At 66.4% G+C, this 22,042-nt stretch carries 28 protein-coding genes and 1 riboswitch; of the genes, 17 read left to right on the plus strand and 11 right to left on the minus strand.

Annotated features, from left to right (window positions below; genetic code table 11):
* The first annotated feature begins 41 nt into the window (after positions 1-41).
* The 3 genes from JOY29_RS09705 (at position 42) to JOY29_RS09715 (ending at position 4,051) form a co-directional block, all read left to right on the plus strand.
* Positions 42-242 carry a hypothetical protein gene (locus tag JOY29_RS09705; RefSeq protein ID WP_300973328.1) on the plus strand — a complete coding sequence of 67 codons (201 nt, stop codon included), beginning with the start codon at positions 42-44 and terminating at the stop codon, positions 240-242.
* Between the two features lie 57 nt (positions 243-299).
* Positions 300-1,898 (plus strand): isocitrate lyase, encoded by a 1,599-nt coding sequence (locus JOY29_RS09710; protein WP_300973329.1) that lies wholly within the window; start codon positions 300-302, stop codon positions 1,896-1,898.
* Positions 1,899-1,990: 92 nt separating this feature from the next.
* Positions 1,991-4,051, plus strand: a complete 2,061-nt coding sequence (locus JOY29_RS09715) for a malate synthase G (RefSeq protein ID WP_300973330.1) — start codon at positions 1,991-1,993, stop codon at positions 4,049-4,051.
* Between the two features lie 58 nt (positions 4,052-4,109).
* Here the strand turns inward: JOY29_RS09715 and rplT are convergent, their stop codons facing one another.
* The 3 genes from rplT to JOY29_RS09730 all read right to left on the minus strand — a co-directional run bounded on the left by rplT (position 4,110) and on the right by JOY29_RS09730 (position 5,500).
* Entirely contained in the window at positions 4,110-4,499 is a 390-nt protein-coding gene (gene rplT / locus JOY29_RS09720) for a 50S ribosomal protein L20 (RefSeq protein ID WP_300973331.1), read from the minus strand.
* Between the two features lie 13 nt (positions 4,500-4,512).
* A complete protein-coding gene (gene rpmI / locus JOY29_RS09725) occupies positions 4,513-4,716 on the minus strand; it encodes a 50S ribosomal protein L35 (protein ID WP_029941637.1) in 204 nt (67 codons plus the stop codon).
* 133 nt (positions 4,717-4,849) lie between these two features.
* A complete protein-coding gene (locus tag JOY29_RS09730) occupies positions 4,850-5,500 on the minus strand; it encodes an SDR family oxidoreductase (RefSeq protein WP_300973332.1) in 651 nt (216 codons plus the stop codon).
* 219 nt (positions 5,501-5,719) lie between these two features.
* Between JOY29_RS09730 and JOY29_RS09735 the strand changes: the two genes are divergently transcribed.
* Entirely contained in the window at positions 5,720-6,205 is a 486-nt protein-coding gene (locus tag JOY29_RS09735; protein WP_367280014.1) for a DUF1810 domain-containing protein, read from the plus strand.
* A gap of 40 nt (positions 6,206-6,245) precedes the next feature.
* On the opposite strand, the gene JOY29_RS09740 is transcribed toward JOY29_RS09735, so the two are convergent.
* The gene (locus tag JOY29_RS09740; protein WP_300973333.1) at positions 6,246-6,539 is read right to left on the minus strand and encodes an SWIB/MDM2 domain-containing protein; all 294 of its coding nucleotides are present in this window, start codon (positions 6,537-6,539) and stop codon (positions 6,246-6,248) included.
* A gap of 99 nt (positions 6,540-6,638) precedes the next feature.
* Between JOY29_RS09740 and JOY29_RS09745 the strand changes: the two genes are divergently transcribed.
* The 3 genes from JOY29_RS09745 to JOY29_RS09755 are packed head-to-tail and all read left to right on the plus strand — an operon-like array spanning position 6,639 to position 8,414.
* A complete protein-coding gene (locus JOY29_RS09745; RefSeq protein ID WP_300973334.1) occupies positions 6,639-7,265 on the plus strand; it encodes a 1-acyl-sn-glycerol-3-phosphate acyltransferase in 627 nt (208 codons plus the stop codon).
* Positions 7,266-7,301: 36 nt separating this feature from the next.
* Positions 7,302-7,826, plus strand: coding sequence for a peroxiredoxin (locus JOY29_RS09750; protein ID WP_300973335.1), 525 nt, complete (start codon positions 7,302-7,304; stop codon positions 7,824-7,826).
* Between the two features lie 3 nt (positions 7,827-7,829).
* Entirely contained in the window at positions 7,830-8,414 is a 585-nt protein-coding gene (locus tag JOY29_RS09755; protein ID WP_300973336.1) for a hypothetical protein, read from the plus strand.
* Between the two features lie 14 nt (positions 8,415-8,428).
* Here the strand turns inward: JOY29_RS09755 and JOY29_RS09760 are convergent, their stop codons facing one another.
* Positions 8,429-9,301: a hypothetical protein gene (locus tag JOY29_RS09760; protein WP_300973337.1), complete on the minus strand. Its 873-nt coding sequence runs from the start codon at positions 9,299-9,301 to the stop codon at positions 8,429-8,431.
* A gap of 125 nt (positions 9,302-9,426) precedes the next feature.
* Here JOY29_RS09760 and JOY29_RS09765 point away from each other — a divergent pair, with 125 nt between their 5' ends.
* The 5 genes from JOY29_RS09765 to JOY29_RS09785 all read left to right on the plus strand — a co-directional run bounded on the left by JOY29_RS09765 (position 9,427) and on the right by JOY29_RS09785 (position 13,014).
* Positions 9,427-10,896 carry a S41 family peptidase gene (locus JOY29_RS09765; RefSeq protein ID WP_300973338.1) on the plus strand — a complete coding sequence of 490 codons (1,470 nt, stop codon included), beginning with the start codon at positions 9,427-9,429 and terminating at the stop codon, positions 10,894-10,896.
* A 203-nt stretch (positions 10,897-11,099) separates the two neighbouring features.
* Positions 11,100-11,555: a YaiI/YqxD family protein gene (locus JOY29_RS09770; RefSeq protein ID WP_300973339.1), complete on the plus strand. Its 456-nt coding sequence runs from the start codon at positions 11,100-11,102 to the stop codon at positions 11,553-11,555.
* Between the two features lie 31 nt (positions 11,556-11,586).
* Positions 11,587-12,177, plus strand: coding sequence for a YdeI family protein (locus tag JOY29_RS09775; protein WP_300973340.1), 591 nt, complete (start codon positions 11,587-11,589; stop codon positions 12,175-12,177).
* A gap of 69 nt (positions 12,178-12,246) precedes the next feature.
* The gene (locus tag JOY29_RS09780; protein ID WP_300973341.1) at positions 12,247-12,561 is read left to right on the plus strand and encodes a zf-TFIIB domain-containing protein; all 315 of its coding nucleotides are present in this window, start codon (positions 12,247-12,249) and stop codon (positions 12,559-12,561) included.
* Between the two features lie 105 nt (positions 12,562-12,666).
* Positions 12,667-13,014, plus strand: coding sequence for a PilZ domain-containing protein (locus JOY29_RS09785; RefSeq protein ID WP_300973342.1), 348 nt, complete (start codon positions 12,667-12,669; stop codon positions 13,012-13,014).
* A 107-nt stretch (positions 13,015-13,121) separates the two neighbouring features.
* On the opposite strand, the gene JOY29_RS09790 is transcribed toward JOY29_RS09785, so the two are convergent.
* A complete protein-coding gene (locus JOY29_RS09790) occupies positions 13,122-13,364 on the minus strand; it encodes a LysR family transcriptional regulator (protein ID WP_300973343.1) in 243 nt (80 codons plus the stop codon).
* Positions 13,365-13,395: 31 nt separating this feature from the next.
* On the opposite strand from JOY29_RS09790, the gene JOY29_RS09795 reads away from it, so the two are divergent.
* Complete coding sequence (locus tag JOY29_RS09795) at positions 13,396-13,626, plus strand: hypothetical protein (RefSeq protein WP_300973344.1); 231 nt, start codon at positions 13,396-13,398, stop codon at positions 13,624-13,626.
* Between the two features lie 292 nt (positions 13,627-13,918).
* On the opposite strand, the gene JOY29_RS09800 is transcribed toward JOY29_RS09795, so the two are convergent.
* The 3 genes from JOY29_RS09800 to thiC all read right to left on the minus strand — a co-directional run bounded on the left by JOY29_RS09800 (position 13,919) and on the right by thiC (position 16,989).
* A complete protein-coding gene (locus JOY29_RS09800; protein ID WP_300973345.1) occupies positions 13,919-14,716 on the minus strand; it encodes a DUF3800 domain-containing protein in 798 nt (265 codons plus the stop codon).
* Positions 14,717-14,866: 150 nt separating this feature from the next.
* Complete coding sequence (locus tag JOY29_RS09805; RefSeq protein WP_300973346.1) at positions 14,867-15,070, minus strand: DUF4287 domain-containing protein; 204 nt, start codon at positions 15,068-15,070, stop codon at positions 14,867-14,869.
* A complete protein-coding gene (thiC, locus tag JOY29_RS09810) occupies positions 15,070-16,989 on the minus strand; it encodes a phosphomethylpyrimidine synthase ThiC (protein WP_300973347.1) in 1,920 nt (639 codons plus the stop codon). Before thiC ends, JOY29_RS09805 begins: the two co-directional genes overlap by 1 nt.
* Positions 16,990-17,019: 30 nt before the next feature.
* Positions 17,020-17,130, minus strand: a riboswitch (TPP riboswitch).
* On the opposite strand from thiC, the gene cysD reads away from it, so the two are divergent.
* The 4 genes from cysD (at position 17,124) to JOY29_RS09830 (ending at position 21,297) form a co-directional block, all read left to right on the plus strand.
* Entirely contained in the window at positions 17,124-18,092 is a 969-nt protein-coding gene (gene cysD, locus JOY29_RS09815) for a sulfate adenylyltransferase subunit CysD (protein WP_300973348.1), read from the plus strand. Its footprint overlaps the riboswitch before it by 7 nt.
* Positions 18,092-19,924: a sulfate adenylyltransferase subunit CysN gene (cysN, locus tag JOY29_RS09820; protein WP_300973349.1), complete on the plus strand. Its 1,833-nt coding sequence runs from the start codon at positions 18,092-18,094 to the stop codon at positions 19,922-19,924. The genes cysD and cysN overlap by 1 nt, the downstream gene beginning before the upstream one ends.
* Before the next feature lie 150 nt (positions 19,925-20,074).
* The gene (locus JOY29_RS09825) at positions 20,075-20,344 is read left to right on the plus strand and encodes a hypothetical protein (protein WP_300973350.1); all 270 of its coding nucleotides are present in this window, start codon (positions 20,075-20,077) and stop codon (positions 20,342-20,344) included.
* Between the two features lie 173 nt (positions 20,345-20,517).
* Complete coding sequence (locus tag JOY29_RS09830) at positions 20,518-21,297, plus strand: MipA/OmpV family protein (RefSeq protein ID WP_300973351.1); 780 nt, start codon at positions 20,518-20,520, stop codon at positions 21,295-21,297.
* Positions 21,298-21,316: 19 nt separating this feature from the next.
* Here the strand turns inward: JOY29_RS09830 and JOY29_RS09835 are convergent, their stop codons facing one another.
* Both JOY29_RS09835 and fdxA read right to left on the minus strand, forming a co-directional pair.
* Complete coding sequence (locus JOY29_RS09835) at positions 21,317-21,511, minus strand: hypothetical protein (RefSeq protein WP_300973352.1); 195 nt, start codon at positions 21,509-21,511, stop codon at positions 21,317-21,319.
* Between the two features lie 187 nt (positions 21,512-21,698).
* The gene (gene fdxA, locus JOY29_RS09840) at positions 21,699-22,037 is read right to left on the minus strand and encodes a ferredoxin FdxA (protein ID WP_168067686.1); all 339 of its coding nucleotides are present in this window, start codon (positions 22,035-22,037) and stop codon (positions 21,699-21,701) included.
* Positions 22,038-22,042: the final 5 nt, after the last annotated feature.

A 22,042-nucleotide genomic window follows, 5' to 3' on the forward strand; every position in this document is an offset into this window, starting at 1 on the left:
GGCATGCCGGCTTGGCAGGAATCGAGCCAGGAGGTCGGAGGATGGGTCAGCGTTATTGGGTGATCGGTGGCGAGTATCGCGACTGCGCTTTCACCAACATCGAGCCCGGCACGGAAAGGGTGAGCGGCCCGTTTCAGGATGAGCTGCGCGCTCGGATGGAGTGGCAGCGCCTCACCTTCCGCGACAATTGCGCCGCGACCGAGCGCTACACCATCGCCATCGAGCCCAAGCTCACCGCCTGACAATCTTTGACAAAACACGCCGCCGCTCGCCGCGGCCCGTTACGAAAGGGAAGATATTTGTCGTACCAGTCCGAGATTTCGACCGCTGCCCAGCTGATCGGCGGCAATGGCGCTCCGTGGAGCGGGATCGATGGGGAGGCGGTGGCCCGGATGCGGCTTCAGAACCGCTTCCGGTCAGGACTGGACATCGCCCGCTACACTGCGGGTATCATGCGCCGCGACATGGCGGCCTATGACGCCGATCCGGCCGCCTATACCCAGTCGCTCGGCTGCTGGCACGGTTTCATCGCGCAGCAGAAGATGATCGCGATCAAGAAGCATTTCGGCACGACCAAGGGGCGCTACCTCTACCTTTCGGGCTGGATGATCGCGGCGCTCCGCTCGCAGTTCGGGCCGCTGCCCGACCAGTCGATGCACGAAAAGACCAGCGTGCCGGCGCTGATCGAGGAGATCTACACCTTTCTCCGCCAGGCCGACGCGCGCGAGTTGGGCATGCTGTTCCGTGACCTCGACAAGGCGCGCGAGGCCGGCAACGAGGTTGAGGAGAAGCGCATCCTCAATGCGATCGACAATCACGAGACGCACGTGGTGCCCATCATCGCCGATATCGACGCGGGTTTCGGAAATGCCGAGGCGACCTATCTTCTCGCCAAGAAGATGATCGAGGCCGGCGCCTGCGCCATCCAGATCGAGAACCAGGTTTCCGACGAGAAGCAGTGCGGTCACCAGGACGGCAAGGTCACCGTCCCGCACGAGGACTTCATCGCGAAGCTACGCGCCGTCCGCTACGCCTTCCTCGAACTCGGTGTCGATGATGGCATCATCGTCGCTCGTACCGACAGCCTCGGCGCCGGCCTCACCAAGCAGATCGCGGTCAGCAAGGAACCGGGCGATATCGCCGACCAGTACAACAGCTTCCTCGATTGCGAGGAGCTGGACGACATCGCCCAGGCGAACGGTGACGTGCTGATCAACCGCGATGGCAAGCTTATGCGGCCGAAGCGACTCGCTTCCGGCCTGTTCCAGTTCCGCAGCGGAACCGGCGAGGATCGCTGCGTCCTCGACTGCATCAGTTCGTTGCAGAACGGCGCCGACCTGCTGTGGATCGAGACCGAGAAGCCGCACATCGCGCAGATCGCCGGCATGGTCGATCGAATCCGCGACGTCGTGCCCAATGCCAAGCTCGCCTACAACAATTCGCCGTCGTTCAACTGGACGCTGAACTTCCGCCAGCAGGTGTTCGACGCCTGGGAGAAGGAAGGCCGCGATCTTTCGGCCTATCACCGCGAGAAGCTGATGAGCGTCGATTATGACGGGACGGAGCTTGGGGTGGAGGCGGACGAGCGGATCCGCACCTTCCAGCGCGATGCGGCCGCCCGTGCCGGCATCTTCCATCACCTGATCACGCTTCCGACCTATCACACGGCGGCGCTGTCGACCGATAATCTCGCCCGCGAATATTTCGGCGACGCGGCCATGCTCGGCTACGTCAAGAATGTGCAGCGCGAGGAAATCCGCCAGGGCATCGCCTGCGTGAAGCACCAGAACATGTCGGGCTCCGACATCGGCGACGATCACAAGGAATATTTCGCTGGCGAGGCCGCCCTGAAGGCGGGCGGCGCGAACAACACGATGAACCAGTTCGCCGCCGCTTGATCCGCGGTCGCTGACCATCGAACAAAGGGGCGGCTCGGGCATTCCTGTCCGGGCCGTCTCCTGTCGTTTTTGCGTAAGGATGAAAAACCCACATGAATGCACCGGCCAGCGTCGCCAGCATCGCCGTCGATCCCGCACTCGCCCGCTTCGTCGACGAGGAAGTGCTGCCCGGGCTAGGGTTGGACAGAACCACTTTCTGGCGCGGGGTCGATGCCATCTTCCGCGACTTCGTGCCCCGCAACGCGGCGCTGCTGGCGAAGCGCGACGAGCTTCAGCAGCAGATCGACGACTGGCATCGCTCCAGTCGCGGCAAGCCGATCGACGGCGCGGCCTACGAGGGCTTCCTGCGCCAGATCGGCTATCTCGCCGAAGAGCCGGCGCCCTTCGCGATCGGCACGCAGGACCTCGACCCGGAGATCGCCACGCTCGCCGGGCCCCAGCTGGTGGTGCCGATCCTCAATGCCCGCTTCCTTCTCAACGCCGCCAATGCGCGCTGGGGGAGCCTCTACGACGCGCTTTATGGGACGGATGCACTCGGCAGTCTTCCGCCGGGCGGCGCCTACGACAACGCGCGCGGTGCCGATGTCGTCGCCTACGCCCGGCGCTTCCTCGATGAAGCCGTGCCTGGCTGGCAGGAAGCGGTGCGCGGTGCCGAGCATCCGCAGCTGGTGGCACGGAACGAAGGCGGCCTGCTGTTCGCCCACAACGGCCTCCACATCGAACTGGTGATCAATCCCGAGCATCCCATCGGCCGCGAGGACGAACTCGGAATCGCCGACGTCATCCTGGAAAGTGCGCTGAGCACCATCTGCGACCTCGAGGACAGCGTCGCGGCGGTGGATGCGGAGGACAAGGTCGCCGCCTACGCCAACTGGTTGGGGCTGATGCGCGGCGACCTGTCCGCCAGCTTCGACAAGGGCGGCCGCACCGTCGAGCGGCGCATGAACGGCGACCGCATATGGGGCGAGGTGACCCTGCCCGGACGGAGCCTGCTGCTGGTCCGCAACGTCGGCCACCTGATGACCAATCCCGCGGTGCGCCTTGCGGACGGGAGCGAGGCTCCGGAGGGCATCCTCGACGCCATCGTGACCAGCCTGATTGCGCTCTACGACCTGCGTGGGCTCGGCGCTTACCGAAACAGCCGGGCCGGCTCGATCTACATAGTGAAGCCCAAGATGCACGGGCCCGAGGAAGCGGCCTTTACCAACGACCTGTTCGATGCGGTCGAAGACCTGCTCGGCCTTGCCCGCCACACGATCAAGGTCGGCGTGATGGACGAGGAGCGGCGTACCTCGGCCAACCTCGCCGCGACCATCCATGCGGTGCGCGACCGAATCTTCTTCATCAACACGGGCTTTCTCGACCGCACCGGCGACGAGATCCATACATCGATGCAGGCCGGTGCCATGGTCCGCAAGGCGGAGATGAAGGAAAGCGCCTGGATCAAGGCCTACGAAGCGCGCAACGTCGCCATCGGGCTCGCCTGCGGCTTCAGCGGCAAGGCGCAGATCGGCAAGGGCATGTGGGCCGCGCCTGACCGCATGGCCGACATGATGGCGCAGAAGCTCGGCCATCCGCAGGCCGGCGCCAACACCGCCTGGGTGCCCAGCCCGACCGCCGCGACCCTCCACGCCATGCACTATCATGCCGTGGACGTGTTCGCCCGGCAGGAGGAGCTTCGCCGGCAGCCCGTACCGCCGCTCGGCGACCTTCTTGCCGTCCCGCTCGCCCGGGGCACCAACTGGTCACCGGAGGAGGTGGCGCAGGAACTCGACAACAATGCGCAAGGCATCCTCGGCTATGTCGTGCGCTGGGTCGATCAGGGCGTCGGCTGCTCCAAGGTGCCCGACATCCACGATATCGGCCTGATGGAGGATCGCGCGACGCTCCGAATCAGCTCACAGCACATTGCCAACTGGCTGCTGCACGGCATCTGCACGGCGGATCAGGTCGACGCCGCCCTGCTGCGAATGGCCGCCAAGGTCGACGCCCAGAATGCCGGCGACCCGCTCTACCGTCCGATGGCGCCCGACCCTAAAGGCAGCATTGCCTTCCAGGCCGCCCGCGCCTTGGTGTTCGAGGGACTGGAGCAGCCCAATGGCTATACCGAACCGCTGCTGCACCGGTACCGGACGCTCGTGAAGGCGGCCTGAAACGAAAGGGCGCCCCGGTCTCCCGGAGCGCCCTCATCTGTTCACCGAAGCGACGTGCTTACGCGGCGGTCTGGACCGAGCGGTCGCCGTCGTTCGGAAGCGCCGACTTCGCCTGCGCGATCAGCGCCGAAAAAGCGGCGCCCTCGTGCATCGCCATGTCGGCGAGAACCTTGCGGTCGAGGTCGATGCCCGAAAGCTTCAGCGCGTGCATGAACTGACCATAGGTCAGGTTCTCGGCGCGGACCGCGGCGTTGATGCGCTGGATCCACAGGGCGCGGAAGCTCCGCTTCTTCACCTTGCGGTCGCGATAGGCGTACTGCCCGGCCTTCTCGACCGCCTGGCGGGCGATGCGAATCGTGTTCTTGCGGCGGCCGTAATAGCCCTTCGCCTGTTCAAGGATGCGCTTGTGCTTGGCGCGGGTGGTTACACCCCTCTTGACGCGTGCCATCTGTCAGAACTCCTTACTTGAGACCGTAGGGGGCCCAGAGCTTCACGCGCGCCGTATCGGCGTCGGCGAGAACTTCGGTGCCGCGGTTCTGGCGGATGTACTTGGCGTTGTGGCTGATCAGCCGGTGGCGCTTGCCGGCGACTCCATGCTTCACCTTGCCAGTGGCGGTGAGCTTGAAGCGCTTCTTGACGCCGCTCTTCGTCTTGAGCTTGGGCATTTTCGTCTCCTTGTAGCCCGCGAGCGGGCGACGTTTCTCACCAGACACGGCAGCCCTCACTGGCCGGCCCGGTGGTTTTTCCAACGATCTGGAAAGCGCGAGCCCCTAGCGGGGAGTCCTCCGCTTGGCAAGGTCACCAGGGCACGGACTGCCCCTCATAGTCGAGGAATGCGCCCGATTGCGCCGGGGTGATGCCCTCGATCACCCGCATCATGCCGGCGATACTCTGCTCGGGCGTCACCGGCGCGTTGCTCCCGCCCATGCGGGTCTGCACCCAGCCGGGATGGAGCATCACGCACGCCAGCTCCGGATTGGCGAGCGCCAGCGTCTTCCACGCCATGTTGAGGGCCGTCTTGCTCGACCGGTAGGCGAGGAAGCCGCCCGAGCCATTGTCGGCAAGGCTGGCCATGCGCGTGCTGACCACGACCAGCTTGCCGCCGGCTTCCCTTACTTCGGGCAGCAGCGCCTTGGCGAGCATGTAGGGTGCCACGGTGTTCACCGCGAACGTGTCTAGCCACTCCTGCGCGTCGCCCGCATCCTCGGCATCGCGTGGACCGTAGGTGCCGGCATTGGCGATCAGCAGGTCGAGAGGACGTCCGGCCCGCGCCGCGCTCACGGCCTCGAGATCGCCGAGGTCGAGCGTCCGGATTTCTGCGCCGAGCCCCTCCAGCTCGGGCGAAGACTCGCGGACCGTCGCAATGACGTCCCAGCCTGCCGCGCGATACTGCCGGACGAACTCGAGCCCGAGCCCGCGATTGGCGCCGGTGACGAACAGGGTGGGCATGGACTTTATCCTTCGTGCATAAGGGATGTGGCCGAAGCAACGCACGAGACCCCAAAAGGCTGTCCTTTGTACCGTGTCCGGGCCCGCTGTTCCGTCAGGCGTGTTTGACGTATCGTGAGCTCATCTTCGTTTGCCACGGAGGAGAGCCGACATGAGTGCGGAAGAGCGTCACTATAGCGCGGAGCAGGTGACCGGAGCACGCCAGGAAGGGGTGGTACGGTGGGTATTGGCAATATCGCTCCTGCTGATCGTGCTGGCCATGTCGGTGGTCTGGATCCTTCCGGCCCTTATCGACTGAGCCTCGCCCGGTTCGTCGCCGCGCAGAGCGGCGTCCACGACCTTGCCCTCGACGAGCTTCGCGCTGGCGAGAAGCGCACGCACTGGATGTGGTTCGTCCTGCCGCAGCTGCGCGGGCTCGGCCACAGCATGATGGCCGATCGCTACGGTCTGGAGGGCATCGAGGAGGCTCGGGCTTATCTTGCCCACCCGCTGCTCGGCGCCCGGCTGAGGGAATGCATTGAAGCTTTGCTCGCTCATGCCGGGCGACGTAGCGCCGGCGAGATCATGGGCGTTGTGGACGCCATCAAGCTGCACAGCTGCCTGACCCTGTTCGAAGCGGCAGGAGGCGGTCCCGAATTCGGCGCGGCGCTCGACGCCTTCTATGGCGGCGAGCGTGACAAGCGCACGCTCGCGATGCTGGACTGAGCCAGGGCGCTATCCCGGTGCGTGCCGGGATGAACCTGTCCTACTTTCCGGTCTTCTCCGGCGCGCGGATGTGCTTGTTCACCTTCGCCGTCATCTCGAACATGGTCAGCTTGCCCGTGCCGACGATCGCGGCCAGGGCCTCGTCCGGCTCGATGTTCCGCCCGTCCGCTTCGGACTGCAGCTTGTGCTTGCGGATATGGTCCCAGATCCGTGACGTCACCTCGCCGCGCGCCATCGGACCGTCGCCGGTGATCGCCGCCAGCTCGGGCGAGACGTCCACCTGCTGATGGACCGCATCCGGGTTGGTGTCGTCGATCTCGACATGCTTGGTCATGGCCGTCCTCCTTCACGCTTCACTGGTGGGGAGTGAACCGTGGCTGGCGGACGAGGGTTCCCCTTGCCTTCGCGACCGTATCGGGGCTGTAACGCCTGCGTGACCGAAGCTTCGCGACCACTCATGTCCCTGCCCGCACGTCTGGTGAAGCGCGGCTTTGTCCGCTGGTTCGACGGCGGCGGCTGGCGCTGCGAGGGCGTGCTGCCGCTGCCCGACAAGGCGGTGGTGATGGGGGCGCCCCACACCAGCAACTGGGACTTCCTCGTGTTCGTCGGTGCCATGGAGCAGCTCGGGGTCGATGCCCGCTACATCGGCAAGGCGAGCCTGTTCCGCTGGGGTCCGATGGCGCGCTTCATGCGCGGTCTCGGCGGGATCCCGGTCGAACGCACGATCAAGAATGACCTCGTCGCCCAGGTTTCGACCGAATTCAGACGCGCCGATCAAATGCTCCTCGTCATCGCTCCCGAAGGCACGAGGGAAGCGACGACCAACTGGCGGATGGGCTTCTACCGCATCGCGCTCGCGGCCGGCGTGCCGATCGTGCCCGGGGGTCCGGATTACGGGCGCAAGGCCGCCGTCTTCGGTGAACCCATCTACCCCACCGGCGACCCAGAGCGCGATCTCCAGCCCGCCTGGGACTTCTTCCGGACCCTGGTCCCGCGCTTTCCCGACAAGGTCCTTTTCCCGACCGGCAGCGGCATGGACGGTCGGGATAGCCAGGCCTAGACCGTCCACGGACCGCGTGACCAAGGAGCCCGCCCCATGCGCCGACTGATTGCTGCCGCCCTGCTCGCCGCCCTTGCCGCGTCGCCGCTCGGCGCCTCGCTTCCGGTCGGGACCAGGGCGCCCGACTTCACCACCACCGGGGCGCTCAACGGCAAGCCGTTCAGGCTGCACCTCAAGGAACAGCTCAGGCATGGCCCGCTGGTGCTATATTTCTATCCCAAGGCCTTCACCGAGGGCTGCACGCTTGAGGCCAAGGCGTTCAGCGACGCCATGCCCGACTTCCGCAAGGCCGGTGCACGCGTGGTCGGCATGAGCGCGGACGACCTGCCCACACTGCAGAAGTTCAGCGTCGAGGCCTGCCGCGGCAAGTTTCCCGTCGCTACCGCCAGCAAGGACGTCATCAGCGCCTATGACGTCAGCATCCCTGCGACGCCGCTGAGCAAGCGCACCTCCTACGTCATCGCGCCGGACGGCCGGGTCGTCTTCGTCCACTCGGAGATGAGCTGGAAGGAGCATGTCGCCAGGACGCTCGCGGCGGTCCGGGCCCTGAAGAAGCGCTAGGCCGTGAAGGTCCTGTTCGCCGCCGCCGCGACGCTGGCGCTCGGCGGCTGCGCCACGCTTCCACCTGCGAAGGCCTCCGAGCGCTTCTTCGATCGGCTCCAGTCGCTCTGCGGCAGGGCCTTCACCGGAAGGCTGGTGAGCCAGGACGCGGCCGATGCAGCCTTCCGCGACCAGCCGCTCGTCATGCATGTGCGCGATTGCCGGACGGACGAGATCCGCATTCCATTTCACGTCGGCGACGATCGCTCGCGCACCTGGGTCGTCACCCGCACTTCGCGTGGCCTCCGGCTCAAGCATGACCATCGTCAGCGGGACGGCAGCGCGGACGATCTGACCATGTATGGCGGCAACGGCAGCCCAGCCGGCACCATCGCCAGGCAGCTGTTCCCGGCCGACGCGGAGAGCATCGCCCTCTTCACGCGTACGGGTCGCACGGTCAGCAACAGCAATGTCTGGGCGCTGGAGGTCTCGCCGACCCGCTTCGCCTACGAATTGCGCCGGCCCCCCGGGCCTGGCGAGCGCTTCTTCCGGGTCGAGTTCGACCTGTCCGCCGCCGCCCCCACGCCACCCCCACCCTGGGGCTGGTAAGGAGGATCAGGAACTCACTCGGAATTCTTGATCCGCCTCTCCATCTCGCGTGCGATGGCGCGGCGCTGGCTGCCGACATAAGCATTGTCGGGCGCGCCGTAGAGGCCTCGAAGGAAGCCGAAATCCCATGCCGTGAGCGACAGCGGCACTTCGGCATCGGCAGGAGCGCCGATGATCCGGAGGATGGAGGGCGCGTCGGGCGACAGCTTGCTGGTATCGATCGCCGCCAGCGCGCGCATCAGCCCGTAATCGGCAAGCTGGGTCGTGCTCAGCCCGTCGAGCTGGCCTGAATCGACCACCACGACCGCGAACTCGAATTGCGGCCGGGCCGCGGCCGTCAGACGCGTCGCCGGGTCGGTGGTGCGGTTGATCGGCACGCCGCCCGCGGTTTCCGGCCGGATCTCCTGCCCGCGTGCATTGAGATCGGCACCACGCACCTGCCATGCGGACACGGGAGACGGGTCGCGCACCAGCTTGCGGACCTGACCGCCTGAAAGGTTGGAGAAGAGCTCGCCCTTCCGCCTGGCGATCTCGCGCATGAAGGTCGGCTTGTCGGGCGTGACCACCAGCAGCACGTTGGGATCGCACTTTGCCGTCACCTTCTCGCGGGTAATGGCGGCCGCCACCTTGCGCATCCGGGCGACCATCATCGCCGCCTGCGCCGCGGGCAGGCCGACGACGTGCGGGCAGATGGGCTGCTCGAACTTGGCGAGCTGCTGGGCGAACGGCTGGCGCGTCAGCGCACCGACGAACTCGCTGATGGTCTTGGCGACGTCACGGCGGCCGGTCACCGTGATGGTGACGTCGTCCTCCGCCGGCGGCGCTACCTCGGCGGACGTCGACGGAGGAGCGACGGCGAGCAGGGCGGCGAACAGGAGCGGGGTCATGCCCGCCGCTTAGCGCCGCCAGTCACGAGAGCGTAGCGCCCTTCGGCGGAAGGCCGGTGGAGTCCGGCAAACGGTGGTGCCGAAGGGTGACTCGACAGCCATCAAGCTTTTGGTAAGTTGCTGATGTGCGCACCTATTCCCTTGCCCGACGCCTTACCGCAACTGCTTGTGCGGCGGCCCTTCTCACCAGCTGCGGCGGCGGCGGTGGCGGCGGCGACTCGCCCGCTCCCATCCAGGTCGCTCCGCCGACCGGCGGAACACCATCCCCGACACCCACCACCAACGCCTGCTCCCTCCTGTCGCGGCAGCAGTGGGCGGAATCGGTGCTGCGCGAATGGTATCTCTTCCCCGAAACGCTCCCGACCAGTCTCAACCCGGCCGGCTATTCCTCGGTCGAAGCCTATGTCGACGCGCTGACCGCCACTGCGCGATCGCAGAACAAGGATCGCTACTTCACCTACGTGACCTCGATCGCGGAGGAGAATGCCTTCTACCAGAGCGGTTCGAGCGCCGGTTTCGGCTTCCGCCTGGCGACCGACTCCGCGGCCCAGCGCATCTTCGTCGCGGAAAGCTTTGAAGCGACGCCCGCGCTGAACGCGGGCATCGACCGCGGCGCCGAGCTGCTGGCGATCGGCACCACCACCGCCAATCTGCGCCTCGTGTCGAGCATCATCGCCGCCGAGGGCACGGCCGGCGTCACCAATGCGCTTGGCCCCTCGACGGTCGGAACGACTCGGGTGATCCGCTTCCGTAACGCCGCGGGGACCGAGCAGACGGTGACCGTCGCCAAGGCCGACTATCAGATCCAGCCGGTGTCGAGCCGCTATGGCGCTCGGATTCTCGACGATGGCGGGCGCAAGGTCGGCTACATCAATTTGAGGACCTTCATCGATACGGCCAACAACCAGCTCCGCAACGCCTTCGCCGACTTCCGGGCGAACAACGTCACCGAGGTGATCGTCGACCTTCGCTACAATGGCGGCGGGCTGGTCAGTGTCGCCGATCTGTTCAGCCGCCTGCTCGCCGCCCAGCGGACCAGCAGCGACGTTCTGAGCTACACCACGTTCCGACCGGAAAAGGCGATCGAGAACAGCACCACTTTCTATTCGCCCCAGCCGCAGTCGATCCCGGCGACCAAGATCGCCTTCATCGGCACGCGCGGCTCCGCTTCGGCGAGCGAGCTGGTGATGAACAGCTCCATTCCTTATCTCGGAGCCAATGCCGCGCTGGTCGGAACCAACACCTACGGCAAGCCGGTCGGGCAGATCGCGATCGACCAGGCGGCGTGCGACGACCGCATGCGGGTGGTCGCCTTCAAGACCGAGAACCGCGACAGGCAGGGCGACTATTACACCGGCCTGGCTCCCTTCTTCCAGCGCACCTGCGCGGCCGCCGATGACATCAGCCGCCCGCTTGGCGACCCGCAGGAGGCAAGCATCAGGTCGGCGCTCGACTTCCTTGCCGGGCGCCCCTGCACGTCGATCACGGCCTCGACCGCCACCGCCTCCACTGATCGCGTTGGGGCCAGCCGCCGCGAGCTGCTGAGCCCGCCGCGGCCGAACACGGTGCAACGTGAGGTGCCGGGCCTCTTCTAGGATCCGGCGCCATGGCCTAGGCTGCGGCGGACCAGCGGAACCCGCCCGCCGCGCCAGCGCGTTCGGGGCCGACCACAAGAGGGAGCACGCATCATGGCCAAGGGTCAGGTGAAATCGAACAAGGAAGCGCGCAAACCCAAGGCGAAGAAGGAAAAGACCATCGCCGCCAACCCGTCGACCAAGGGCAGTCCGAAGCGCGAGGATTGACCGGCCCGCGCATCCTGGTCGACGCCGATGCCTGCCCGGTGAAGGAGGAGGTCTACAAGGTCGCCTTCCGTCGCGGCGTGCCGGTCGTGGTCGTCAGCAACCAGCGGCTGCGGGTGCCGGACCATCCTCTCGTCGAACGTGTAGTCGTCTCAGACGCCTTCGATGCCGCCGACGACTGGATCGCGGAGGCAGCGGATGCTCGCGCGGTGGTGATCACCGGCGACATCCTGCTTGCCGACCGCTGCCTCAAGGCCGGCGCGACGGTGCTGGGGCATAATGGCAAGCCGTTCACGACCGCGAGCATCGGCGGCGCGCTGGCCACCCGGGCGATCATGGCCGACCTGCGCGCGGGCGGCGACGTGGTAGGCGGCCCGCCGCCGTTCGCCAAGGCCGACCGCTCGCGCTTCCTGCAGGCGCTGGACGAAGCGCTGGTGCGATTGGGGCGGGGCTGAGCCAGGGCGGGAACCACGAGCGGAGCGAGGCATGGGCGAGGAAATTGAACGCGGCGGGCTGCCGATCCTGCATTTCGCCGATGCGGCGGCGCTGGAGGCGTGGCTGGAGGAGCAGCCCGTCGAGCACAAGGGCGTCTGGCTGAAGATCGCCAAGAAGGACCGCGGAGTCTCGTCCGTCAGCGTGCCCGAGGCGATCGATGCGGGCCTGTGCTTCGGCTGGATCGACGGGCTCATCAACCGCTTCGACGAGGACTTCTACCTCATCCGCTACACGCCCCGGCGGCCCAGATCGAAGTGGTCCGAGATCAATGCCAGGCGAGCCGAGGCGCTGCAGGCGGCGGGGCGGGTGAGGCCGGGCGGCCTATCGCAGATCGAAGCGGCGAAGACGGACGGCCGCTGGGACTCCGCCTATCCGCCCGCCAGCCGGATGGAAGTGCCCGCCGACCTCGCCGCCGCGCTGGCGGAACGCCCGGCGGCCAAGGTCTTCTTCGACGGGCTGAAGGGCGCCAACCGTTATGCCGTGCTCTACCGACTGCACGACGTGCGCGATCCGGCAAAGCGCAAGGCGGCGGTGGCGAAAGCAGTCGCGAAGCTGGAAAGGGGCGAGACGGCCTACGACTGAGCATCAAGCTTCTTGGCGGCGGGGCCGGCCGCACCTACGTTGCCGGAACGGCCATGAGGAGAGCGGTTGATGCAATGCCCCGTTGACGGAACGACCCTGCAGATGAGCGAGCGCGGCGGAGTCGAGATCGACTATTGCCCGCAGTGCCGGGGCGTGTGGCTGGACCGCGGCGAGCTCGACAAGATCATCGCCAAATCGGTCGAGGCCGAGGCCGCATCGGCCCCGCCGCCGCCCGCCGCTCCCGCTGCGCCGCCTCCTCCGCAGCAGCCGCAAGGCGGACCCTGGGCCCAGCCCGGCTATCCGCCGCAGCATGGCTATGACCCGCGCTACGGGCACAAGCCCTACAAGCGGAGGAAGAGCTTCCTCGAAGAGATCTTCGACTAGGGCGCGCGCCGCGCAGCCCACCGCGCTGGCAGGCCTTTGCCTCCGATACGGGGGCTTTACCTTCTGGCAGCAGGTTGTCGCTAGGCGTGGGTGAATGGCCAGCCGATGACCCCAGCCCTGCCCGCCTCCGCCGAGCCCGATCCGTACGCCGACCGGCGGCTGCATCCGCGCGTGGCGGTGGCGATGCCGGCTTTCCTGATCCTCGGCGGTCGGCGCTATCCGGTGCAGATCGTCGACCTGTCGGCGGGCGGCGCGAAGATCGACTGCGGAACGGCGCTGGTCGCCGCCGGCGCGCCGGTCACGCTCAACTGGGGCGGCGGCAGCGCGCAGGCGACGGTGCGGTGGCGCGAGGGGCGGCTGGCCGGCATCGCCTTCGCCGCGCCGCTGGACGAGCGGGACGTGGCGGCGCTGGCGACACGCTCGGCCGCGCTTGCCGCGCGAATGAACGGCTGAAGAAGCCCGGACGGCTGCGCGCGGCGCAACAAAGGTCACATAGTGCGGGCCTTCGATGGTGACCCGATCCGCCGCCTGGCACCGAGGGGGAATGCGCGGGCCGCAGGTCACAGCGAAGGTCTCACCCTGTGACCCCAGTGGATGCGCCAGGGCCGGGCCATGATGTCGTGCCACATCAAGGCGAACAGCCCGCCCGGATCCCGCGCCCGAAGCCGGTAGGCACTCTCCCGGCTCATCCCCGCCTTCTTCGCCGCCGCCGTGGCCGAGCGTGTCCGTTCCAGCCAGTGAAGGAAGACGACCTGCCGCTCGGGCGTCCAGCCGGTGGGAGGAGAAGCGGAGGAGTCGCGCATCGACCAGGGTAGAGCAGGCGAAATCCTACTAGTGAAGGGGGTTCGAGGGGAATCGAAGTGGTCGCAGATCAATGTCGAGCGCGCCGAGGTGCTGCTGGCAGCGGGGCGGGTGCGGCCCGGCGGGTTGAAGCAGATCGAGGCGGACAAGGCGGACGTCCGGTTGGAAGCCCCCTACCCGCCTGCGAGCCGGATGGAGGTGCCGGAGGACGTGGCGGCGGCGCTCGAGGCGAGCCGGAAGCGAAGGCGGCGTTCAAGGCGCTGAAGGGCGGCGAGCGCTATTCGGTGCTGTACCGGCTGCACCAGATGCGGGCGGCGGAGAAGCGGAAGGTAGCGGTCGCGAGGGTGGTCGGGACGTCGATTGCCGGTAGCAGTCGGTCGCCGAACGATTTGAAGTAGCAAGTCTGTTGCCGAGTCGGCACGCCGGCTGCGACACTTCCACGGGAGTCAAGTCGAATCTTGACAGGCCATGCTTGTGCGTCCAAATCACACGTAATCCGGCTCCGGTCGGAGGGAGAACGTGTTACGCGTTCAGCGGGGGCTCTAGGCCCCCGTTTTTATTCGGGCAGCCACTTCAAACCCCAGCCATCGATTTTTCCGGTTCGGGGGTCGCGAGCTAGGCGCCTCCTGAAGAGTTCTTCAACAAGGCGGGGCCCGAAGCCCGTGGCAGGCGCCATCCCCGTCTTCTCCGTCTTAAGGTAGCGAAGCAGCGGGTGCGCAAGCGAATCAGCGAGTTGGTGCCCGGCCACATTATCCGTCTTCCGCGCGAACTTGATTTCTCGGCTTAGGAGCACGCTCTGCACTTTGCTTGCGCGGACAGTTAAATTGCCATGCTGGTAAAGATGAGAGTAGGCCTTCTTGAGCCGCTTATCTGCCCACTTGTCGCGACTTTCAATTAATACGTCACCCTGAAATCCATTTCGGCTTAACCATTTAACGAAACGCTCTACGAGTATCTCAAGGCAATAGTGATAAGGGTCGTGCTGCCAGACCTTGTACTTTTCCCTATGTGCCACCTTGTCTATCGCGCCTGCAATGATCAGGTAATTAGACTTGGCAACGAACTCCAGCCAAGCATCTTCGAATAGCCTGCGGACCTGCTCATCGTGCAGGAGTTGTTGGAATGGCGCTTCTCCTCGCACCATCTCGCGGCGGTGAAGGATGACTTCAGCACCTTCTTCAAAAAACGTCCTCTTGATAGCGTTCAGAGAAGCTGTGAAGGGGCCGTCATGTATGTCCTGCCGCATGATCACGCCGGCTAAGCAGAGGAAGCGATCAGAGTGACCTGCTTTTAAAGTCTGAGTGCCGGTCTCATCGATGTAGAGCCGATACCTTGCGGAGGGTGGAACGAACATTGGGAACACGACTTGTTTCTTTGCTAAGCAGAGTCAACTACTAAGCCAGCTAAGTAGTGCTAGTCCGACCCGCCAACCAATTGTGCCCCGGCGACTGACACCAGCGTTGAGACACCCAACCGCGCGAGCGCCTAGCGGGATACCTAATCCTCAGCCCTCCGCCAGCCAGTGCGCCACCAGCGCATTGGCGTGACCGTGGCCCATGCCGTGTTCGCTTTTGAGCCAGGCGACACGTTCCATGTGCTTCGCCGGGGGACGCGCTTGCAGGAGGGCTTTCCACTCGGCGATGGGCCTGCCGTACTTCTTCTCGATCGAGGGAAAGTAGGAGGCGGGGCCTTTCACCTTGTCGGCCATCAGTCGTGCTCGCGGCCGTTCGCGCCGATATAGAGCTCGTTCCCGCCGGCGCGGTACTTCTCGCTCATCTCGGCCATGCCGGCTTCGGCGTCTTCGAGGCTGGCCCCTCCACCATTCGGCTGCGCCGAACGGTCCCCCTCCCCATCGCTGTGCGACGGGGAGGTTGAGTTGAGGAGGCCGCTTTCCTGCTTGGCCGCGAAGTCGCGCACTTCCTGCGTGATCTTCATGCTGCAGAATTTCGGCCCGCACATGGAGCAGAAATGGGCGGTCTTGGCGCCTTCGGCGGGCAGGGTCTGGTCGTGATATTCCTCGGCCGTGTCGGGGTCGAGCGACAGGTTGAACTGGTCGCGCCAGCGGAACTCGAAGCGGGCGCGGCTCAGCGCATCGTCGCGGACCTTGGCGGCGGGGTGGCCCTTGGCGAGGTCGGCGGCGTGGGCGGCGAGCTTGTAGGTGACGACGCCGACCTTGACATCGTCGCGGTCGGGAAGGCCGAGGTGCTCCTTGGGCGTGACGTAGCAGAGCATGGCGGTGCCGAACCAGCCAATCATCGCCGCGCCGATTCCTGACGTGATGTGGTCGTAGCCGGGCGCAATGTCGGTGGTGAGTGGCCCGAGGGTATAGAAGGGCGCTTCGCCGCAGACGGCGAGCTGCTTGTCCATATTCTCCTTGATCTTGTGCATCGGCACGTGGCCGGGGCCCTCGATCATCACCTGGCAGTCGTGTTCCCAGGCTTTCTTGGTCAGCTCGCCAAGCGTGTAGAGCTCGGCGAACTGCGCTTCGTCATTGGCGTCGGCGATGGAGCCGGGGCGCAGGCCGTCGCCGAGGCTGAAGGCGACGTCATAGGCCTTCATGATCTCGCAGATCTCGTCGAACCGTTCGTAGAGGAAGCTCTCGCGGTGGTGAGCGAGGCACCATTTGGCCATGATCGAGCCGCCGCGGCTGACGATGCCGGTGACGCGCTTCGCGGTCAGCGGAACGTAGGGCAGGCGGACGCCGGCGTGGATGGTGAAATAGTCGACGCCCTGTTCGGCTTGTTCGATCAGGGTGTCGCGGAAGATGTCCCAAGTGAGGTCCTCGGCGATGCCGCCGACCTTTTCCAGCGCCTGGTAGATGGGGACGGTGCCGATGGGGACGGGCGAGTTGCGCAGGATCCACTCGCGCGTGTCGTGGATGTTGCGGCCGGTGGAGAGGTCCATGACCGTGTCGGCGCCCCAGCGGATCGCCCACACCATCTTGTCGACCTCGGCCGCGACGTCGGATGCGACCGCCGAATTGCCGATGTTGGCGTTGATCTTCACGAGGAAGTTGCGGCCGATCGCCATCGGCTCGGATTCCGGGTGGTTGATGTTGTTGGGGATGATGGCGCGGCCGCGAGCGATCTCGTCGCGGACGAACTCGGGGGTGACGAAGTCGGGGATGGCGGCGCCGAAGCTTTCGCCGTCGCGCGCCTGTGCCAGTGCGGCCTCGCGGCCGAGATTTTCGCGCACCGCGACATATTCCATCTCGGGCGTGATGATGCCGCGGCGGGCATAGTGCATCTGGGTGACGTTATGGCCGGGGCGGGCGCGGAGGACGCGCTTGCGGACATTGGGGAAGGGCGCGACGCCGCCGCTGCGGTCGGGACCGAGCTGGCCATTGTCCTCGGGCCGGACCTCGCGCTGGGTCACTTCCTCCACGTCGCCGCGGGCGCGGATCCAGTCGCGGCGGAGCTCGGGCAGGCCGGCCATGATGTCGATGCGGGCGTCGGGGTCGGTGTAGGGGCCGGAGGGGTCGTAGACGGTGACGGGCGCCTCGCCGGACGAGGGCTCGAGGTGGATTGCACGCATGGCGACGCGCAGGGGGCCGACGTGGACCTTCCTCGATCCGCGGATCGGGCCGGTGGTGACTTTCAGTTCGGTGCGCGCGGGAATATCGGCCATCGTTCTTCCTCTCCAAGCGGAGGGAGGCGGCGGGCAGCCGCGCTCCCTCCCTACGCCGGTGTGAGCCGGATCAGGTTCGACGGGTCGTGCAGCGCTGACCTGCACCTCTCAGCCCAAAGCAGGGCTCCCCGGGGATGTGCCTGCCTTACGGCTTGCCGCGGCATTGCGCCAGACGGGCTGTCGCGCCATCAGGTCGGGCCATGGCGCTGACCCATCTCGACCGGCTCGAAGCGGAGAGCATCCACATCCTGCGGGAGGTGGTGGCGACGTGCCGCAAGCCGGTGTTCCTGTATTCGATCGGGAAGGATTCGAGCGTCATGCTCCACCTGGCGCTGAAGGCGTTCGCGCCGGCGCCGCCGCCCTTTCCCTTCCTCCATATCGCCAGCGGCTGGGACTTCCGGGCGATGCTGGAACATCGTGATGCCATGGCGTCACGCCACGGGCTGGAGCTGATCGTCTGGCACAACGAGGAAGCGGCAGCGCGGGGGGTGGAGCCGTTCGGAACCCCGATTCCGACCTACACGCGGCTGATGCTGACCGAGGCGCTTCGGGCGGCGCTTGCGGCGGGCGGCTATGACGCGGCGTTCGGCGGTGGTCGGCGGGACGAGGAGAAGGCGCGGGCGAAAGAGCGCATCTTCTCCTTCCGGGGCCCGGGCGGCGGTTGGGACCCCAAGCTGCAGCGGCCGGAATTGTGGAACCTCTACAATGCCAGGGTCCATGCCGGGGAGAGCATCCGCGTCTTTCCCCTGAGTAATTGGACCGAGCGCGACGTGTGGGACTATATCGCGCGGGAAGAGGTGCCGATCGTGCCGCTCTACCTGGCGGCGGAGCGGCCGACGGTGGTGCGGAGCGGCACCCTGCTGATGGTCGACGACCCCGCGCGCTTCCCCGGGATCGAGGGCCACGAGGTGGTCACCCGCCGCATACGCTTTCGCACCATGGGCTGCTGGCCGCTGACGGGCGCGATGGAAAGCGAGGCGGACACGCTGGACAAGGTTCTGGCGGAGATGGCGGCGCTTCGCACCAGCGAGCGGCAGGGGCGGGTCATCGACCGCGACGAGAGCGCATCGATGGAAGTGAAGAAGCGCGAGGGCTATTTCTGATGGACCTGCTGCGGTTCATCACCTGCGGCTCGGTCGATGACGGCAAGTCGACGCTGATCGGGCGGCTTCTGCACGACAGCGCGCAGCTGATGGAGGACCAGCTGGCAGCGCTGGAAAGCGACAGCCGGCGGGTGGGCACGCAAGGGCAGGCAATCGACTTTGCTTTGCTGGTCGACGGGCTGGCGGCGGAGCGCGAGCAGGGCATCACCATCGACGTCGCCTACCGCTTCTTCTCGAGCGCGACGCGCCGCTTCATCGTCGCCGATTGTCCCGGGCACGAGCAATACACGCGCAATATGGCGACCGGCGCGTCGACCGCGCACGCCGCGGTGCTGCTGGTCGATGCGCGCAAGGGCGTGCTGACGCAGACAAGGCGGCACGCGGCCATCTGCCGGCTGATGGGTGTCCGGCACCTGATCCTGGCGGTCAACAAGATGGACCTGGTGGAGTTCGATCGGGCGCGGTTCGAGGATGTCCGGGCGGAGTTCGCGGACTTCGCCGAGGCGCAGGGCATCGCCGAGGCAGTCGCGATCCCGCTGTCGGGGCTGACCGGCGACAATGTGTTCGGCCGGTCCGAGGCCATGCGTTGGCATGAGGGCCCGACCCTGATGGAGGCGCTGGAGGCGGTACCGGCGGCGGAGGACAGGGGCGAAGGGCCGCTTCGGCTGCCGGTCCAGTGGGTCAATCGTCCCCACCAGGACTTCCGCGGCTTTGCCGGCCTGATCGCCGCCGGATCGGTGGTCCGCGGACAGGACGTAAGGGTGCTCCCTTCCGGGCGCACCAGCCGGGTCGCACGCCTGCTCGTCGGCGATCGGGCGGTTGAGCGGGCCGAGGCGGGGCAGTCGGTCACGGTCACGCTCACCGACGAAGTGGAGTGCGGCCGCGGGTCGGTGATCGTCGCCCTGCCCCATGCGCCGCAGGTTTCCGACCAGTTCGAGGCAAGCCTAGTCTGGCTGTCGGAAGAGGAGCTGCTGCCAGGACGCGGCTATTGGTTGCAACTGGCGACGCAGAGCGTCACCGCCACCGTCCAGCCTCCGAAATATGAGCTGGGGCTCGACAGCGGCGAACAATTGGCGGCCAAGACGCTCGGCCTCAATGCGATCGGCGTCGCCGAGATCGCGACCGACCGGCCGATCGTGTTTGAGCCCTATGCCGGCAATCGGACGCTCGGCGGGTTCATCCTGATCGACAAGGCGACCAACGCGACGGTCGCCTGCGGCATGATCCACTTCGCGCTGCGGCGGGCGCAGAACATCCACTGGCAGGCGATCGAGGTCGGCCGCGAGGCGCATGCCCGGCAGAAGGGGCAGAAGCCGTGCGTCGTCTGGCTGACGGGCCTTAGCGGGGCAGGCAAGTCGACCATCGCCAATCTTGTCGAGAAGCGGCTGTTCGATCTCGGCCGGCACAGCTTTCTGCTGGACGGGGACAACGTCCGCCACGGGCTTAGCCGCGACCTCGGCTTCACCGAAGCGGACCGGATCGAGAATATCCGCCGGGTGGGCGAGGTGGCGCGGCTGATGGCGGATGCCGGCCTGATCGTCATCACCGCCTTCATCTCGCCCTTCCGGGCGGAGCGTGAGCTGGTTCGCAGGATGCTGCCGGACGGCGAGTTCCTGGAAGTGTTCGTCGATGCCCCGCTGGCCGAGGCGGAAAGCCGCGACGTGAAGGGCCTCTACGCCAAGGCGCGGGCGGGCAAGCTCAGCAACTTCACCGGCATCGACAGCCCGTATGAGGTGCCGGAAGCGCCGGATCTCCATATCGACACTACAACATTGAGCGCCGAGGAAGCGGCGGAGCGGATCGTCGCGCTGCTGCTGGAACGCCGCGGCTGATCGTTCCGGCGCAAGATTCAGGCCGTCGGACGGTCAATTGTCGCTGATCCGTTGCCGGGGCGACACAAATCCTGAAAGATGTTTGCGCGGGATCGGGACCCAAGCGCCCGGTCCTGCGTTGGCTCCGCCGATAACCAAGGGAGAAAATACGTGCGTGCTCTGATTCTGGTCGCTGGTGCGGCCCTTTCCCTCGCGGCTTGCGGCAGCAACACCGCCGAGACCGAAAATGCCGATGCCAATCTGATGATGGCTGACAACATGGCCACCATGGACGCCAACATGATGGGCATGGATGCCAACATGACTTCCATGAACGGCATGGATTCCAACATGATGGCTGCCAATTCAATGGAAGCCAACATGATGGCGCAGGACATGAACACCAATTCGCCGGACACGAACCTCGCCAACGGCATGTAATATGGCCTGACCGGTTCAATCGGGCGGCGTTGCACGCAATTTCGTCGCCCGGCTCCGGGGAAGCGCTCGCTCCTGAACAAGGGAGCGAGCGCTTCTTCTTTGTGGGCCATTGCGGCGCATGGTCCTTAGTCCGCTTTGCAACCAACGCCGATGCGGGCTGTTGCGCCACTGACATGAAGCATCTGATCCTCGCCTGCGCGGTCCTGGCCACCGCTGTCGCCGCTCCTGCTTATGCCCAGGAGAATGAGGATCTGCGCGTGCGCGTGGGGATCGGAGCACAGGTCCGGCCGGAATTCGTCGGAGCCGAGGACCGTGAGGTCGGGCCCTTGTTCGACATTGACGTCGCCAGGGGCGACAAGCCGTTCCAGATCGAGGCGCCGGACGACAGCTTTGGCCTTCGCCTCGTCAACGAGGGTGGATTCGTCTTCGGTCCCGCCGCCAACATCGCGCCGAGCCGCAAGGAACGCGACGTCGGCGCGCCGGTCGGCAAGGTGAAGACGACGCTGGAGGTGGGCGGGTTCGCCGAATATCTCCTCACCGACAGCTTCCGCCTGCGCGGCCAGCTGCTGAAAGGCGTCAACGGCCATGAAGGGCTGGTCGGCTCGATCGGTGCCGATGCCATTTTCCGGGACGGCGACCGCTATGCCGCGACGCTCGGCCCGCGGCTGCTATGGTCCGACTCCCGCTACCAGCTCGCCTATTTCGGGGTGAGCCCCGCCGCCTCGCTGGCGGCCGGCCTGCCCGTCTATCGACCCGGCGGCGGTGTCCATGCCGTGGCGCTTGCGGGCGGGCTCACGACCCAGCTCGGACCGCGCTGGGGCCTGTTCGGCTATGCTCGCGCGGAGCGGCTGGTGGGGGATGCGGCGAGGTCGCCGATCGTGCGCGAATATGGCTCGCGCAACCAGCTGTCGGCGGGCCTGGGGCTCAGCTACGTGTTCCGGGTGGAACGCTAGGCGTCTCTCGCCGGCAAGCTCAGCGCCCGTCCTGGCGAACGAGGATCACGGGTGAAGTCGTCGCTCCGGGCGGCCGCAGCAAAACCTCGTCCTGCCGGTCCACCCTGTAAGTCGCCGACCAGTCCAGCGCTCCGAAATGCCGGTTGGTGCAGGCCTGGCCGCGGAGCGTGACGAGTGTCCGTTCGGGCGGCGGTTCTTCCTGATCCCAGAACATCAGGCAGAAGTTGTCAGGCCCGCTTATGCCCAGCACCTAAGGACCCTGACTGAGCCGGAACTCGGCGCCTGCCGGCGAACGATAGATACCCTCGGGGTAGGGCGTGGCGTTGCAGCTCGAGAGCAAGAGTCCACCGAAGCCGGCAAACAGCAGCCCTGGCCGAGCCTGCCGCGCCACGTCCTGCGGCTTAGTCGCCCTCGCCCGGTTCCGGGGAGAAGAAGGCGTCGTACTTGCCGTCCTTGCCCTTATAGTCGTCGGCGTCGGCCGGGCTGTCCTTCTTGCGGGTGATGTTCGGCCATTGCGCCGAGAAGGTGGAGTTCAGCTCCAGCCACTTTTCGTTGCCCGACTCCGTGTCCGGGAGGATGGCCTCGGCCGGGCATTCCGGCTCGCACACGCCGCAGTCGATGCACTCGTTGGGGTTGATGACGAGCATGTTCTCGCCCTCGTAGAAGCAGTCGACCGGGCAGACCTCGACACAGTCCATATATTTGCAGCGGATGCAGGCGTCGGTGACGACGTAGGTCATGGCGG

Origin of the sequence: Sphingomonas sp. LHG3406-1, assembly GCF_029637485.1 — a bacterium.
Lineage (GTDB): Bacteria > Pseudomonadota > Alphaproteobacteria > Sphingomonadales > Sphingomonadaceae > Sphingomicrobium.

What these genes read in the sequence shown, in the direction of transcription:
- JOY29_RS09835 (WP_300973352.1), bottom strand. Translation starts at nt 21,511, where the DNA reads ATGTTCTGGGATCAGGAAGAACCGCCGCCCGAACGGACACTCGTCACG.
- thiC (WP_300973347.1), bottom strand. Translation starts at nt 16,989, where the DNA reads ATGGCCGATATTCCCGCGCGCACCGAACTGAAAGTCACCACCGGCCCG.
- JOY29_RS09800 (WP_300973345.1), bottom strand. Translation starts at nt 14,716, where the DNA reads ATGTTCGTTCCACCCTCCGCAAGGTATCGGCTCTACATCGATGAGACC.
- JOY29_RS09705 (WP_300973328.1), top strand. Translation starts at nt 42, where the DNA reads ATGGGTCAGCGTTATTGGGTGATCGGTGGCGAGTATCGCGACTGCGCT.
- JOY29_RS09785 (WP_300973342.1), top strand. Translation starts at nt 12,667, where the DNA reads ATGACCCCAGCCCTGCCCGCCTCCGCCGAGCCCGATCCGTACGCCGAC.
- cysD (WP_300973348.1), top strand. Translation starts at nt 17,124, where the DNA reads ATGTGCCTGCCTTACGGCTTGCCGCGGCATTGCGCCAGACGGGCTGTC.
- cysN (WP_300973349.1), top strand. Translation starts at nt 18,092, where the DNA reads ATGGACCTGCTGCGGTTCATCACCTGCGGCTCGGTCGATGACGGCAAG.
- JOY29_RS09740 (WP_300973333.1), bottom strand. Translation starts at nt 6,539, where the DNA reads ATGACCAAGCATGTCGAGATCGACGACACCAACCCGGATGCGGTCCAT.
- fdxA (WP_168067686.1), bottom strand. Translation starts at nt 22,037, where the DNA reads ATGACCTACGTCGTCACCGACGCCTGCATCCGCTGCAAATATATGGAC.
- JOY29_RS09760 (WP_300973337.1), bottom strand. Translation starts at nt 9,301, where the DNA reads ATGACCCCGCTCCTGTTCGCCGCCCTGCTCGCCGTCGCTCCTCCGTCG.
- rplT (WP_300973331.1), bottom strand. Translation starts at nt 4,499, where the DNA reads ATGGCACGCGTCAAGAGGGGTGTAACCACCCGCGCCAAGCACAAGCGC.
- JOY29_RS09730 (WP_300973332.1), bottom strand. Translation starts at nt 5,500, where the DNA reads ATGCCCACCCTGTTCGTCACCGGCGCCAATCGCGGGCTCGGGCTCGAG.
- JOY29_RS09750 (WP_300973335.1), top strand. Translation starts at nt 7,302, where the DNA reads ATGCGCCGACTGATTGCTGCCGCCCTGCTCGCCGCCCTTGCCGCGTCG.
- JOY29_RS09775 (WP_300973340.1), top strand. Translation starts at nt 11,587, where the DNA reads ATGGGCGAGGAAATTGAACGCGGCGGGCTGCCGATCCTGCATTTCGCC.
- JOY29_RS09715 (WP_300973330.1), top strand. Translation starts at nt 1,991, where the DNA reads ATGAATGCACCGGCCAGCGTCGCCAGCATCGCCGTCGATCCCGCACTC.
- rpmI (WP_029941637.1), bottom strand. Translation starts at nt 4,716, where the DNA reads ATGCCCAAGCTCAAGACGAAGAGCGGCGTCAAGAAGCGCTTCAAGCTC.
- JOY29_RS09830 (WP_300973351.1), top strand. Translation starts at nt 20,518, where the DNA reads ATGAAGCATCTGATCCTCGCCTGCGCGGTCCTGGCCACCGCTGTCGCC.
- JOY29_RS09805 (WP_300973346.1), bottom strand. Translation starts at nt 15,070, where the DNA reads ATGGCCGACAAGGTGAAAGGCCCCGCCTCCTACTTTCCCTCGATCGAG.
- JOY29_RS09790 (WP_300973343.1), bottom strand. Translation starts at nt 13,364, where the DNA reads ATGCGCGACTCCTCCGCTTCTCCTCCCACCGGCTGGACGCCCGAGCGG.
- JOY29_RS09780 (WP_300973341.1), top strand. Translation starts at nt 12,247, where the DNA reads ATGCAATGCCCCGTTGACGGAACGACCCTGCAGATGAGCGAGCGCGGC.